At 58.4% G+C, this 13,944-nt stretch carries 14 protein-coding genes and 1 other RNA gene; 5 read left to right on the top strand and 10 right to left on the bottom strand.

What is annotated here, in order from left to right; translation table 11 throughout:
- Positions 1-302: 302 nt before the first annotated feature.
- The 5 genes from dapB to grpE form a co-directional block, all read right to left on the bottom strand.
- Positions 303-1,112, bottom strand: coding sequence for a 4-hydroxy-tetrahydrodipicolinate reductase (gene dapB, locus ACQUQP_RS03460; protein ID WP_432697421.1), 810 nt, complete (start codon positions 1,110-1,112; stop codon positions 303-305).
- Positions 1,109-1,996 carry a serine O-acetyltransferase gene (cysE, locus tag ACQUQP_RS03455; protein ID WP_432697420.1) on the bottom strand — a complete coding sequence of 296 codons (888 nt, stop codon included), beginning with the start codon at positions 1,994-1,996 and terminating at the stop codon, positions 1,109-1,111. The genes dapB and cysE overlap by 4 nt, the downstream gene beginning before the upstream one ends.
- Before the next feature lie 4 nt (positions 1,997-2,000).
- Complete coding sequence (gene dnaJ / locus ACQUQP_RS03450) at positions 2,001-3,140, bottom strand: molecular chaperone DnaJ (RefSeq protein ID WP_432697419.1); 1,140 nt, start codon at positions 3,138-3,140, stop codon at positions 2,001-2,003.
- A gap of 163 nt (positions 3,141-3,303) precedes the next feature.
- Positions 3,304-5,226: a molecular chaperone DnaK gene (dnaK, locus tag ACQUQP_RS03445; protein WP_432697418.1), complete on the bottom strand. Its 1,923-nt coding sequence runs from the start codon at positions 5,224-5,226 to the stop codon at positions 3,304-3,306.
- A gap of 126 nt (positions 5,227-5,352) precedes the next feature.
- Positions 5,353-5,943 carry a nucleotide exchange factor GrpE gene (gene grpE, locus ACQUQP_RS03440; protein ID WP_432697417.1) on the bottom strand — a complete coding sequence of 197 codons (591 nt, stop codon included), beginning with the start codon at positions 5,941-5,943 and terminating at the stop codon, positions 5,353-5,355.
- A gap of 183 nt (positions 5,944-6,126) precedes the next feature.
- Here grpE and recN point away from each other — a divergent pair, with 183 nt between their 5' ends.
- On the top strand, positions 6,127-7,800 hold the full coding sequence (gene recN, locus ACQUQP_RS03435) for a DNA repair protein RecN (RefSeq protein ID WP_432697416.1): 1,674 nt from the start codon (positions 6,127-6,129) through the stop codon (positions 7,798-7,800).
- Between the two features lie 111 nt (positions 7,801-7,911).
- On the opposite strand, the gene fur is transcribed toward recN, so the two are convergent.
- The gene (gene fur / locus ACQUQP_RS03430) at positions 7,912-8,337 is read right to left on the bottom strand and encodes a ferric iron uptake transcriptional regulator (protein WP_432697415.1); all 426 of its coding nucleotides are present in this window, start codon (positions 8,335-8,337) and stop codon (positions 7,912-7,914) included.
- Between the two features lie 90 nt (positions 8,338-8,427).
- Between fur and ACQUQP_RS03425 the strand changes: the two genes are divergently transcribed.
- Positions 8,428-8,766, top strand: a complete 339-nt coding sequence (locus ACQUQP_RS03425; protein WP_432697414.1) for an outer membrane protein assembly factor BamE — start codon at positions 8,428-8,430, stop codon at positions 8,764-8,766.
- 47 nt (positions 8,767-8,813) lie between these two features.
- On the opposite strand, the gene ACQUQP_RS03420 is transcribed toward ACQUQP_RS03425, so the two are convergent.
- The 3 genes from ACQUQP_RS03420 to ACQUQP_RS03410 are packed head-to-tail and all read right to left on the bottom strand — an operon-like array spanning position 8,814 to position 10,950.
- Positions 8,814-9,122: an RnfH family protein gene (locus tag ACQUQP_RS03420; RefSeq protein ID WP_432697413.1), complete on the bottom strand. Its 309-nt coding sequence runs from the start codon at positions 9,120-9,122 to the stop codon at positions 8,814-8,816.
- Positions 9,123-9,132: 10 nt separating this feature from the next.
- Positions 9,133-9,564 (bottom strand): type II toxin-antitoxin system RatA family toxin, encoded by a 432-nt coding sequence (locus ACQUQP_RS03415; protein ID WP_432697412.1) that lies wholly within the window; start codon positions 9,562-9,564, stop codon positions 9,133-9,135.
- 18 nt (positions 9,565-9,582) lie between these two features.
- On the bottom strand, positions 9,583-10,950 hold the full coding sequence (locus ACQUQP_RS03410; protein WP_432697411.1) for a sodium-dependent transporter: 1,368 nt from the start codon (positions 10,948-10,950) through the stop codon (positions 9,583-9,585).
- A gap of 153 nt (positions 10,951-11,103) precedes the next feature.
- Here ACQUQP_RS03410 and smpB point away from each other — a divergent pair, with 153 nt between their 5' ends.
- Both smpB and ssrA read left to right on the top strand, forming a co-directional pair.
- Complete coding sequence (smpB, locus tag ACQUQP_RS03405; RefSeq protein ID WP_432697410.1) at positions 11,104-11,583, top strand: SsrA-binding protein SmpB; 480 nt, start codon at positions 11,104-11,106, stop codon at positions 11,581-11,583.
- A 59-nt stretch (positions 11,584-11,642) separates the two neighbouring features.
- Positions 11,643-12,001, top strand: a transfer-messenger RNA (tmRNA) gene (gene ssrA, locus ACQUQP_RS03400).
- 222 nt (positions 12,002-12,223) lie between these two features.
- Here ssrA and ACQUQP_RS03395 read toward each other — a convergent pair.
- Complete coding sequence (locus tag ACQUQP_RS03395) at positions 12,224-12,466, bottom strand: hypothetical protein (RefSeq protein ID WP_432697409.1); 243 nt, start codon at positions 12,464-12,466, stop codon at positions 12,224-12,226.
- Positions 12,467-12,602: 136 nt separating this feature from the next.
- On the opposite strand from ACQUQP_RS03395, the gene ACQUQP_RS03390 reads away from it, so the two are divergent.
- Positions 12,603-13,925, top strand: a complete 1,323-nt coding sequence (locus ACQUQP_RS03390; protein ID WP_432697408.1) for a nitrate- and nitrite sensing domain-containing protein — start codon at positions 12,603-12,605, stop codon at positions 13,923-13,925.
- Positions 13,926-13,944 lie beyond the last annotated feature (19 nt).

The raw sequence follows: 13,944 nt of genomic DNA, 5'->3' as shown, positions 1-13,944 counted from the left end.
CTTGGTCGGCTGCGCCGACTGCCCTGTGCTTCTCGCCTGAAAGAGCGGGACAGGAAACTCGCAGCTTAGCTGCTCAAGCAGCCTGTCCCTTGTTTCTCTTTCAGCCTGCGATGCTCGGCTGCGCTGAAGGGGTCAGGCTGCTGCGCTTAGCAGATATCTAGATAATCTGGTGATTTTCGTTTTTAGCGAAGCCGCGACTAAACGCATACCACCTCCATAGGAGATGGTTTAAGAGCGACAATAAAAAGCCCGCAAAAAGCGGGCTAAAAGGGAACAACATACAACGGAAAGGGCCGCGCAAATCAGCGCAGGCCGAGCACGTCCTGCATGTCGTAAAGACCTGCTGGACGCGAGTCCAGCCAACGGGCAGCGCGTACGGCGCCCTTGGCAAAGGTCATCCGGCTGGATGCCTTGTGAGTAATCTCGATGCGTTCACCTTCGGTGGCGAACAGCACGGTGTGATCACCGACCACATCACCGGCGCGGATGGTTTCGAAACCGATCTCGCGAGCGGTGCGAGGGCCGATCTGACCTTCACGGCCATAAACGGCACACTCTTTCAGATCACGTCCCAGTGCATCGGCAACCACTTCGCCCATACGCAGCGCCGTGCCGGACGGGGAGTCGATCTTGTGACGGTGATGCGCTTCGATCACTTCGATATCGTAACCGCTGTCTTCACCCAGCGCCTTGGCCGCCACTTCCAGCAGCTTGAAGCAGAGGTTCACGCCCACGCTCATGTTCGGTGCGAACACGATGGGTATCTCTTTCGCCGCTGCCTGAAGCTGAGCCTTCTGCTCATCATCAAGACCCGTAGTACCGATCACCATCATCTTGCCGTTGGCACGACAGAACGCCAGGTTTTCCATAGTTACGCTGGGCATGGTGAAATCGATCAGCAGATCGAAATCCTGTTTAACCACATCCAGATCGGCGGCGATCTGTACGTTCAGCTTGCCGACACCGGCCAGCTCACCGGCATCGGCGCCGTTCAGGCTGCTGCCCGGTTCAACGATGGCTGCGGTCAGTTCCGCGCCCTCGGTCAGGGTAATCGCTTCGATCAGGGTTTTGCCCATTCGACCGGCGGCGCCGATCACTGCAATTCTTGTCATGCGTGCTTCCTGTTACAGGGTGCTTTATCTGAGTTCTGATCGCCGTCGCAATCCGGCTCTGCATTTCTGATGGTCTGATCCATGTCCAGTGCCGGGGTATCGCAGCCTGCGCAACCCACGACCTGCGCCGGAACACCCACCACCGTGGTGTGTGGCGGCACAGCATTCAGCACCACGCTGCCGGCACCGACGCGGGCACACTCGCCCACTTCGATATTGCCGAGGATCTTGGAACCGGCACCGATCATCACCCCCTTGCGGATCTTCGGATGACGATCGCCACTCTCCTTGCCGGTACCGCCGAGGGTCACCGACTGCAGGATAGAGACGTCGTTTTCGATGACGCAGGTCTCACCCACCACGATACCGGTGGCATGGTCGAACATGACACCAAAACCGATGTTGGCCGCCGGGTGGATATCCACCTGGAAGATGGTGCTGACACGGCTCTGGATGTAGAGCGCCAGGGAGCGCCGGTCCTGCTGCCACATCCAGTGCGCTACACGGTGGGCCTGGATCGCCTGAAATCCTTTCAGGTAAAGCAGTACCGTCGAGAACCGCTCCACCGCCGGGTCACGGGTGCAGACCGCCTGGATATCGGCACAGGCCGCCTCTATGAGGCATTCATCCGCCTCATAGGCCTGCTCGATGATCTCACGCAGCGCCATGGCCGACACCACCTCATCCGCCAGTTTGCTGGACAGCAGGAAGGAGAGCGCCCCCCGCAGGTCCGTGTGGCCGATGATGGTGGCGTGATAGAAACTCGCCAGCAGCGGCTCATAATCCACAAGCCCGCGCGCTTCGTCACGTATGCGGGACCAAAGCTCATCCACGGAGAGCGGCATTTCGTACATGCTTACCCCCTCACGACGTAAACTAGCCATCGTGTCAGGTCATATCCTCGAAGAACTTCTTCACAGAATCGAAGAAGCCGTGTTTTTTCGGGCTGTGCTTATGGTTCCCTTCGGCCGTCGCTTCCTGGAACTCCTTAAGCAGGTCCTTCTGACGGCTGTTCAGGCTCACCGGGGTTTCCACCGTCACCTTGACCATCAGATCGCCGGTGCTGCCACCACGGACCGGGGCGATACCCTTGCCGCGCAGACGGAACAGCTTGCCGGTCTGGGTTTCAGCCGGAATCTTCAGTTTAACGCGACCATCCAGGGTCGGCACATCCAGTTCACCACCAAGCGCCGCATCAACAAAGCTGATCGGTACTTCGCAGTATAGATGCTTGCCATCGCGCTCGAAGATCGGGTGCTGCAGCACGTTGACCTGGACATAGAGGTCGCCCGCCGGGCCACCATGCGTGCCCGCTTCGCCCTCGCCGGTCAGACGGATACGGTCACCAGTGTCGACGCCGGCCGGAATCTTGACCTGCAGGGTTTTGGTTTCTTCGACACGGCCCTGGCCATGGCAGCTGGAGCAGGGATCGGAGATCACCTTACCTTCACCACGACAGGTGGGACAGGTCTGCTGTACGGAGAAGAAGCCCTGCTGCATGCGTACCTGGCCGATACCGCCACAGGTGCCGCAGGTCTTGGCGCTGGTACCCGGCTTGGCACCGGTGCCATCGCAGACTTCACAGCCTACCAGGGTCGGGACTTTCAGGGTTTTCTCGCAACCGCGAACCGCCTCTTCGAGGTTCAGGTCCAGGTTGTAGCGCAGGTCGGCACCACGCTGGACGCTGGAACGACGACGACCGCCGCCTCCGCCACCACCGAAGATATCGCCGAACACGTCGCCGAAGATGTCGGAGAAATCGCCGCCACCGCCGAAGCCACCGCCGCCGAAGCCGCCCTGGCCGTTAACGCCCTCATGTCCGAATTGGTCATAGGCTGCACGTTTCTGGGCATCAGCAAGCACCTCGTAGGCTTCGCTGATCTCCTTGAATTTGTCCTCGGCCTCTTTGTTATCCGGGTTACGGTCCGGATGGTACTTCATCGCCAAACGGCGGTAGGCCTTCTTGATATCCCGGTCGGACGCATCGCGTGGAACGTCCAGTAGCTCGTAATAGTCCTGTTTCGACATGATCCGAATCTGGTCTGGTCAGATGACTCCGCGGGAGCCGGACACGACAACGCGGGTCACCAGGACCCGCGCTGCCACTCTTTGCTGTTCTCGGACCTGCCCGCGCTCTTTATTGCCCCTTAGGGTTAACGAGCGCGAGATGGTCATCAGAGGTAGCGAACGCTTACTTCTTGTCGTCCTTAACCTCTTCGAACTCAGCGTCGACCACGTCGTCGGCAGAGTCCTTGGCAGTCTGTTCACCGGCTTCTGCACCAGCACCCTGCTGCTCAGCTTCGGCGTACATTTTCTGCGCCAGAGAGGACAGCGCTTCGGTCAGCGCTTCAGTCTTGCTTTCGATCGCTTCCTTGTCAGAGCCTTTCAGCGCTTCTTCCAGAGCGGAAACCGCACCTTCGATCGCTTCTTTCTCTTCAGCGGTCGCCTTGTCGCCAGCGTCCTTCAGCGTCTTGTTGGCAGTGTGAACCATGGCGTCGCCCTGGTTGCGCGCTGCAGTCAGCTCTTCGAACTTCTTGTCTTCTTCAGCGTGCGCTTCGGCATCGTTGACCATCTGATCGATCTCTTCATCGGACAGGCCGGAAGAGGCCTTGATCACGATGGACTGATGCTTGCCGGTAGCCTTGTCTTTAGCAGACACGTTGAGGATACCGTTGGCATCGATGTCGAAGGTCACTTCGATCTGCGGAATACCGCGCTGCGCCGGCGGGATGTCGGCCAGGTCGAAACGACCCAGGGACTTGTTCTGCGCCGCCTGCTTACGCTCACCCTGAACCACGTGGATGGTTACCGCGGTCTGGTTGTCTTCAGCAGTAGAGAACACCTGAGACTTCTTGGTCGGGATGGTGGTGTTCTTCTCGATCAGCGGAGTCGCCACGCCACCCATGGTTTCGATACCCAGGGTCAGCGGGGTTACGTCCAGCAGCAGAACGTCTTTTACATCACCAGACAGTACCGCACCCTGGATCGATGCACCAATGGCAACGGCTTCATCCGGGTTAACGTCTTTACGCGGCTCTTTGCCGAAGAAGTCGGAAACCGCCTTCTGAACCATCGGCATACGGGTCTGACCACCGACCAGGATCACTTCGTCGATCTCGGAACCGGACAGGCCAGCGTCTTTCAGTGCGATGCGGCACGGCTCCAGGGAGCGCTGAACCAGCTCTTCCACCAGGGATTCCAGCTTGGCACGGCTGACCTTGACGTTCAGGTGCTTCGGACCGGTTGCATCAGCGGTGATGTACGGCAGGTTCACGTCGGTGGACTGTGCAGAAGACAGCTCAACCTTGGCTTTCTCGGCCGCTTCTTTCAGACGCTGCAGCGCCAGCGGATCGTTGTGCAGATCGATGCCGCTCTCTTTCTTGAACTCGTCAGCCAGGTAGTTGATCAGCTTGAGGTCGAAGTCTTCACCACCGAGGAAGGTGTCACCGTTGGTGGCCAGTACTTCGAACTGGTGCTCACCGTCGACGTCAGCGATTTCGATGATGGAGATATCGAAGGTACCACCACCCAGGTCGTATACAGCGATGGTCTTGTCACCCTTGGACTTGTCCATGCCGTACGCCAGCGCAGCCGCTGTCGGCTCGTTGATGATACGCTTAACTTCCAGACCGGCGATCTTGCCCGCGTCCTTGGTAGCCTGACGCTGAGAGTCGTTGAAGTAAGCCGGTACGGTGATAACCGCTTCGGTCACTTCTTCGCCCAGGTAGTCCTCGGCGGTCTTCTTCATCTTCTTCAGCACTTCAGCAGAGATCTGCGGCGGTGCCATCTTGTTGTCCTTGATCTGGACCCAAGCGTCGCCGTTGTCGGCTTCGATGATCTTGTAAGGCACCATCTTGATATCTTTCTGGACCACGTCGTCCTTGAAACGACGACCGATCAGACGCTTGATGGCGAACAGGGTGTTGTCCGGGTTGGTGACCGCCTGACGCTTGGCCGGCTGACCAACCAGGGTTTCGCCATCACCGGTGTAAGCGATGATGGACGGGGTGGTGCGGTCGCCTTCAGCGTTTTCGATAACTTTGGTCTTTTCACCTTCAAGGATAGCCACGCAGGAGTTGGTGGTTCCGAGGTCGATACCGATGATCTTGCCCATGTTTGACTCCAGTATATTCTTTGTTTCTCCCGCCTCGGCGGGGGACAACAGTCTTGATTCGTTGAAACTCTATATGGGTCTGGCGTTTTACATTTCAAGCCAAACCGTATGGCTTTTTCGTCAGAATCAGCCTTTGGCTACCATCACCATGGCCGGACGGATCAGACGCCCGTTCAGCAGGTAGCCTTTCTGCATCACAGCAACGACCGTGTTCGGCTCGGCATCAGGGGCATCAACCAGGGACATCGCCTGATGGTGCTCCGGGTTGAACGCTTCACCCGTCGGATCAACGGTTTCCACGTTGAACTTACCCATACCGTCAAGGAACAGCTTGTGCGTCATCTCGACGCCTTCTTTCAGGCTCTTGGTCGCTTCATCATCGGCCTGGCAGGCTTCGATAGCACGTTCCAGAGAATCCACCACCGGCAACAGTTCGCCGGCAAACTTTTCCAGGGCGAACTTGCGCGCTTTTTCCACGTCCTGTTCGGCGCGGCGGCGTACGTTCGCCATTTCGGCCTGGGCACGGGGCTGAAGCTCGGCGAGCTGCTTTTGCAGATCGGCGATTTCCGCTTCGGCCAGCGCCAGCTGCTCTCTCAGCGCCTCAGCGTCGACAGCCTCTTCGCCCTGGATTTCGACGTCTTCTGCCGCCGGCTCCAGAATCTGTTCCGGCTGCGCCTCTTCGGGGGTTTCAGTCTGCTTCTGCTGTTCGTCTGACATCGCGTTGTCTCTCCACAGATGTGTTGTAACGGGTACTGGCCTCCTATATGGGGCTGGCCTGAAATGATTCAAGGGTATTTTTTGAGGGAATTTTGTACAGCAGGATTGCAGGCACGGATTAAATGGCTTATACATAAACCACTGTATAAATAACCATGACTTTCTATTCATGAGCAGGTCGTCATGCTTACCCTACTGAGCATTCGCAACTACGCCATCGTTGACCAACTGGACCTGGAGCTGAAGCACGGCATGACCGTGGTCAGCGGCGAAACCGGGGCCGGCAAATCCATCATGCTGGACGCCCTGGGCCTGGCCCTGGGTGATCGCGCACAGAGCGACTGTGTCCGCGAAGGCGGCGAGCGCGCCGAAATCAGTGCCTGTTTTGATGTCAGCACCCTGGCGGAAGCCCGCGCCTGGCTCAGCGAACACGATCTGGAGGCCGACGGCGAGTGCCAGCTGCGCCGGGTAATCACCACCGAGGGGCGATCTCGCAGCTACATCAACGGTCGCCCGACACCGTTGACCCAGGTACGCGAGCTCGGCCAGCTGCTGGTGGATATCCACGGCCAGCATGAACACCAGCGCCTGCTGAAGAAAGATCACCACCGCACCCTGCTGGATGAATACGCGGATCAGGCCGAACAGGCGGAGCAGGTGCGCCGCACCTTCCACCGCTGGCGTCGCCTGGACACCGAGCTGAACCAGCTTACCGAACAGAGCGAAGAACAGACCGCCCGTGTACAGCTGCTCTCCTACCAGGTTGAAGAGCTGGACCAGCTGGGCCTGGAGATCGGCGAGCTGAGCGAGCTGGAAGAGGAACAGCGCGTGCTGGCGAACGCCGGCGAGATTCTCACCACCGGACAGCAGCTGGTCACACTGACTGCCGATAGCGACGGCGACAGCGAGAACTGCCTGAGCCTGCTGAACCACTGCCAGCACCTGCTGGAAAGCCTTGGCTCCCAGGCACCGGCACTGCAGCAAGCCGCCGAGATGCTGGCCAGCGCGCAGATCCAGGTGGACGAGGCCAGCCGGGAGATCCGCGGTTACATGGATTCGGTGGAGATCAACCCGGAGCGCCAGCAGGAGGTTGAAGACCGCCTCAGCAGCATCTACGACATCGCCCGCAAGCACCGTATCAACCCGGAGGATATTCCGGAGTTTCACGAAAAACTGCGCGAAGAACTGGGCAGCCTGCATCGCAGCGACGATGAACTGGAAGCGCTGGAACAGGCGGTAAAAGAAGCCCAGCAGGAGTATCTCACCGCTGCAGGCCAGCTGAGCCTGGCCCGCCAGAAGGCCGCAGAAGCACTCAGCCATGCGGTGGATAAACAGCTACACGGCCTGGGTATGGCGATGGCCAGCTTTGTCGCCTGCCTGACCCCGCTGGATCCGAGCCGCTACAACGCCAGCGGTCTGGAAGAGGTGGAGTTCCTGATCAGCGCCAACAAGGGCCAGCCGGCGCGCTCACTGGCGAAAGTTGCCTCCGGCGGCGAGCTGTCCCGTATCAGCCTGGCAATCCAGGTGGTGACCGCCCAGACCTCCAGCACCCCGACACTGATCTTCGACGAGGTGGATGTGGGTATCGGTGGCGCCATCGCCGAAGTGGTCGGCCGTATGCTCAGAGAACTGGGCGAGCGCGCCCAGATCCTCTGCGTCACGCACCAGCCGCAGGTCGCCTCCCAGGGCCATCAGCACCTGTTTGTCAGCAAGGACGCCAAGGGTGAGCTGACCCGCACGCGGATAGATATGCTATCGCGGGACCGCCGGGTACAGGAGGTGGCGCGCATGTTGGGCGGCATCGATATCACCAACACCTCCATCAAGCACGCCAAAGAGATGCTGAAATCCGCCTAGACCAGATCGCGATGGGGTCGTCGCCGCGGCAAAAACACCGCCCTGGCCGTGGACCACAGGCAATAAAAAACCGATCTCAATGGATCGGTTTTTTATCGCTATGCGAAGGAATCAGTGCTCTTCGCAGCCATCCTTGCAGACACCGTACAGATAAAGCGTACGGTCGGTCACGGAGAAACCGAGGTCATCGGCGATGGCGTTGAAACGATCCGTCAGTTCCGGATCAACGAACTCACGCACACGGCCACACTTCACACAGACCACATGGTCGTGGTGCTCATCGCGGGCGAGTTCGAATACCGAGTGGCCACCTTCAAAGTGGTGACGCGATACCAGCCCCGCCGCTTCAAACTGAGTCAGCACGCGGTAGACGGTTGCAAGACCTACGTCTTCTCCGCTCTCCATCAGCATCTTGTAGATATCTTCTGCTGAGAAGTGCTGCCCTTCCCCTGCGCGTTCCAGGATCTGGTAGATCTTCACCCGCGGTAGCGTGACCTTAAGTCCGGCTTTCCGCAGCTCCTGATTTTCGAGGGCCATATTCTTATCTCTAATCGCTATGCTGTTCACAAAATGCAATGTTAGACTTCATTATCTTTTTTTACGGGCGAAAACGGAAGTCATTTACAGATGCGAAAGGTTTTGATGTATGTAGCACTGGCCTCCCTGGTCAGCGCCTGCTCGGAATTCCCCGGAGTCTACAAAATTGATATTCCCCAGGGAAATGTCGTGACCCAGGAGATGATCGACCAGCTTCGTCCGGGCATGACCGAGAGCCAGGTGCGCTATGTCATGGGCACCCCGCTGATCACCGATACCTTCAGTCCGAACCGCTGGGATTACCTCTACAGCTTCAAGCCCGGTGGTGGTGATCGCGTCCAGGAACGCGTCTCCCTCTACTTCGAGGACGGCAAACTGGCCCGTATCTCCGGCGACTTCCGCCCCGGTGGCGGAGAGCAGCAGCAGTAAAAAACAAGGCCGGCAATTCGCCGGCCTTATTGTTTCTCGCCAGGTTGTTATTCCTTGGCTTCTTTTTCCTTCTCCGCCTTCAACTTGGCGGCGCGTTTCGCCCTTGCCTCTTTCGGGTCGGCGATCAACGGCCGGTAGATCTCAATCCGGTCTCCCGCCTTGAGCACCTCCGACTTGGGATCCCGGATCGCCTTGCCGAAAACCCCCATGGGATCACTCTCCGGATCGATCTGCGAGAACTGCTCGGCAATACGCGATTTAATCACCGCCTCGTATGCCGTGCTGCCCACTTCAACCTGCACCGCGACGATCTTCTGCTCATGCGGCAGCGCGTAGGCCACTTCAACCGTAATCATTCAGCCAACCTCAATCGTAAACCTTGTCAGCACGCATAACGAAGGCATCCACCAGCGTTGTTGCCACCGAGTTGAACACCTTGCTCATCGCCATGCCGGTGAGTTTACCGGAAAACTCGAAATGCATGTTCAACTCGACCTTGCTCGCTTCTTCATTAAGCGGCGTGAAGGTCCAGATGCCGGTGAGGCTCTTGAACGGACCCTCCACCAGCGTGATCTCCATCTGCTTCGGCCGCTGCAGAAAGTTGCGCGTGGTAAAGCTGTATTTCAAGCCACCCTTGGACAGGTGGAGAGTCGCTTCCAGCGTATCGTCGGTTTCACTGATAACCTCGGTCGACGCGCACCAGGGGAGAAACTCCGGATAGCGGCGCACGTCATTAACCAGATCGAACATCTCCTCCGCAGTGTGCAATACCAATGCGCTGCGGTTTACCTGAGCCATAGTTGCTCCTATACCTGCTTAGCCAACGAGCTTCTGATAAAGGTTCAGCGCAAATATTACCGCAACCGCCACCGGCGACACGTAGCGGATCACGACACGCCAAAGCTGATAGATCAACGAAGAGCGCAATGCCAGCTCGTCTTCGCTCATCTCCCGGGTCAGGTACCAGCCAACAAAAACAGCCACGAAGAACCCGCCGAGGGGCAACATGATATTGGCAGTCAGGAAATCAAGGAAGTCGAAGGCGGTCATTCCGAAGATTAAAAAGTCGGACGTCACGTTGAACGAACCCAGCGCCAGCAGTCCCAGTAGCCAGACCAGCACACCCAGCAGGATCGACGCTTTGGTGCGACTCAGCCCGAGTGTCTCGACCAACCAGGCCGCTCCCGGCTCCATCAGCGAGATCGCCGACGTCCAGGCTGCAAAACCGACCATCAGGAAGAACAGGAAGCCGAACACCTGACCACCGGCCATCTGACTGAAGGCAACCGGCAGGGTAATGAACATCAGGCCAGGCCCTGCACCCGGATCCAGCTGGTTACCGAACACAATCGGGAAGATCGCCAGACCGGCGATCAGTGCCACCAGGGTATCCAGACCCGCAATGGCCAGAACCGTGCCGCCGATGGAATCACGTTTACCCATGTAGGAACCGTAGGCCATGATCGACCCCATCCCCAAAGAGAGGGTGAAAAACGCGTGACCCAGCGCGACCAGCACCGCATTCCAGGTGAGCGCTTCCGGCTCAAAGTGGAACAGGAAATCCCACCCTTCGGCGAAATAGCCACTGTTTATCGAGTAGGCCAGCAACACGAACAGCAGCACGAACAACAGCGGCATCAGCACGCGGGTCGCCCGCTCCAGCCCCTTGTTGACGCCCCCGGCGATCACCATCATCACCAGCACCACGAACAGGCTGTGCCAGATCAGCAGGGTTTCCGGATCTTCCAACAGGGCACCGAACATCTGCCCGGCCTCTTCGCTGCCGATATCGACAAACTTACCGCTGCCCATACCGGCGATGTAATAGAGCACCCAGCCGGCCACAACGGAATAAAACGAGAAGATAAAGAAGCCTGCCAGCGCCCCCATCCAGCCGACACCGGCCCAACGGCCATGATGTCCAGCCTCATAGGCCACCTCCCGCATGGAGTTGATCGGGCTCTGACGGCCACGACGCCCTACCAGCACCTCTGCCATCATGATCGGCACACCGACCAACAGGATGCAGAACAGGTAAACCAGTACGAAGGCTCCGCCTCCGTTCTCACCGGCGATATATGGGAACTTCCAGATATTCCCCAGACCGACAGCAGACCCGGTAGCCGCCAGAATAAAGATCCAGCGGTTAGCCCAGGCCCCGTGAATAGACTGCTTGTTTTGCATTACTCTCACTCTGGTTTTACGTAGGCGCGCAATTGTTCATGTTTCAGACAGCAGTATCAACCTCCAACCGCCAAAACCGGTCTATTTCCTGATCACGAAGACAACTTTTGTTCTGCTTTCCTTGAACCCGGGCCGCCCGTATAATCGCGCCCCATGGCGAAAAAGAAAAAGGCACCGGGCGGAAATACCATCTGCCTCAACAAACGTGCGAAGCACGAATACACCATCGAGCAGAAGTTCGAGGCCGGCCTGTCCCTGACCGGATGGGAGGTCAAAAGTCTGCGCGACGGACGTGCACAGCTGGTCGATTCCTACGTCGTTTTCAAGAACGGCGAAGCCTGGCTGGTAGGCGCACACTTCACACCACTGATTACGGCATCAACGCACGTCGTCGCCGATCCCCGTCGTGACCGCAAGCTGCTGCTGCACGCGAAAGAGATCTCACGACTGGTCAACGCCGTCGAGGCCAAAGGTCACACCTGTGTGGCACTGGCCCTGTACTGGAAGAACGGCCGCGTGAAGTGCGAAATCGCACTGGTGAAAGGCAAGAAGCTGCACGACAAGCGTGCCGCTGAAAAGGAAAAAGACGCTAACCGCGAAAAACAGCGCGCCATGGCGGTACATAAAGCCTAACCGGAACTTGTACCTCTTTCATGTTGTCTACTGATCGCGTAAGATTTGCGCTCTTATCCGGGGGTGACTTGGCTTCGACGCCGATTGCGAACCCTTGGGTGCATGCCGAGAACGTGATGATTCTCGTAAATCCCTCATCACACTAGTTATAGTTGCAAACGACGATAACTACGCTCTAGCAGCTTAAGTCTGCTAGCGCCGCACTCTCAGGTGTCTGTAACTAAGAGGTTCGCGGTGTCATATGAGACAGAATCGCCCGGATGCTTCGCCCTAAGCTGAACGGTTAAAACTAAAAGGGCTCGCCCACAACACCCTGGCTCTCGGGTCGTGACGGGTTAACCTAATAGAGCAGCCTAAGCATGTAGATCTCGAGGCAGAGGATTGGCGGACGCGGGTTCGAAACCCGCCACCTCCACCACCAAATTGCTAAAGTTAAGAGCCTGTTTTTACAGGCTTTTTTCTTTTCTGGTGCCTACCACTTCTTCCTGTAATGTCGAAATAGCTGTTGCGCGAAAGGCTCAACTACTGAGCTATCGGTTTCGTCACGCCTTTAAAGGCAGGTACAAAGTGACCTGCCCTCAACTCACATCCCGACTCCTTGTTCTATTGCGGCAGTTTCTATGCCCCAAGCCTGCGGTAATTACTCCACCGACTTTTTGCTGGCATCCTCACGGGAGCGGGAGCGCCAGCCGACCACGCCGCAGACAACGCTCAGTACCAAGGCTCCACCGGAGATGAATCTGAGGGTTTCCCGGTCCTGGCGCATCTGCTCCACCAGCGCGGGTTCCACCTGCTTTATCGCCTCTTCGCTCGGGGTCTTGGAGAAACTCCAGATCGCCAGCATCAGGAAACACAGCGCCGTCGCATACATGAACTCTTTCATCTGACTCTCCCTGAGCATTTATTGGCTGGCCAAGATAACATTCCCCGCACTCCGCAAGCCATAACGCGATGTCACTCTGGTACAGGTGTTGCTGCTCACCTATGGTAAAAAAGAGAATCCTAAGATGGAGCCGAGAATGTCCGATAGCCAGCACAGTACCGAAGATTTCTTCCTCGCCTCGAAACGGTCCGAAATCGCTTCGCTCAAACAGCTGATGGCCAGCTGTACGCTGGTTACACAGGTCAGCAACCTGATTCACGAGCTACAGCGTGAGCGCGGGCTCTCCAACCTGTTTCTCTCATCGGGAGGCACCCGGCTCAGTGAACAGCGCCACGCCCAGGTGACAAGTTCGCGACAGGCAGAGGCCGCGCTCCGTGCCGGGTTGGACCTGATCGATATCGATGCCGGCCCGCTGGCCGGTCGCGCCCGGCTGTTTAACAACATTGCCCATGTCCTGCAGGGGCTCGATGCCCTGCCGGGCCTGCGCCAGGGAGTGGATGAGCAGTCTCTGTCCGCCCGGGAAAGCACCCAGGCCTACAGCCGGCTGATGCAGGCGCTGCTGTCGGTGATCTTCGAAGCGGCGGATATCTCCGATGATCCCGAGATCACCCGTGAGCTGGTGGCGATGTTCAACTTCATGCAGGGCAAGGAGTACGCCGGGCAGGAGCGTGCCTGGACGGTAAGCGGCATCGCCACCGGCGAATTCAGCGCCGAGCTGCTGGACCAGCTGCGCAATCTGGTGGCAGCCCAGGATCACTGCTTCAACACCTTCAAGGAGTTCTGCAAACCGCCGCAGTTGAAGGCCTGGACGGCGTTGCAATCAAGCGCCGAAACCACCGAATTCATGCGCCTGCGGCAGGTGATCGCGCGTATCGAACCCGGCTCCGGCGTTCCCCCGGATATCAGCGAAGTCTGGTACGACCTGGCCACCCAGCGCATCGACGCCATGCAGACACTGGAGCAGGAGCTGGCCGACGTGCTGCTTGAGTTAAGCGCGCAGCGCGTGGAGCAGGCGGACCAGGAGCTGAAACAGCAGCGCGATACCCTGGCCGCCCTGGACACTCCCGCCACCTCGCCGCTGACCATGCTGCTGGGCTCCGGCGGTCCACTGCAGGAGAACCTGCCGCAGACCGGCTCCGTGGGCCCGGACTGGGTCCGCTCCCTTTATGGCCTGGTACAGCAGCAGTCCGAAAGCCTGAAGAAGATGAACGACGAGCTCAGCGCCGCCCGTCAGGCTCTCTATGAGCGCAAGAAACTGGAGCGGGCCAAGGGCCTGCTGATGCAGTACCAGGGCCTGGATGAGGAGCAGGCGTTCCGTACCCTGCAACAGAGCGCCATGACGCAGAATAAACGCCTGATCGACGTGGCCGAGCGCGTCATCACCGATGTGGAACGTCTCATGGCCGCTGCGCAGGCGACTGGCAAGTCTTCTCGCGATCCAAACAGGCGCAAAAAGTAACGCACCTGCACCATGGGAA

This window comes from Marinobacterium sp. YM272 (assembly GCF_050908845.1).
Taxonomy (GTDB): domain Bacteria; phylum Pseudomonadota; class Gammaproteobacteria; order Pseudomonadales; family Balneatricaceae; genus Marinobacterium_D.
This window is presented reverse-complemented; position numbering and strand designations above follow the sequence as displayed.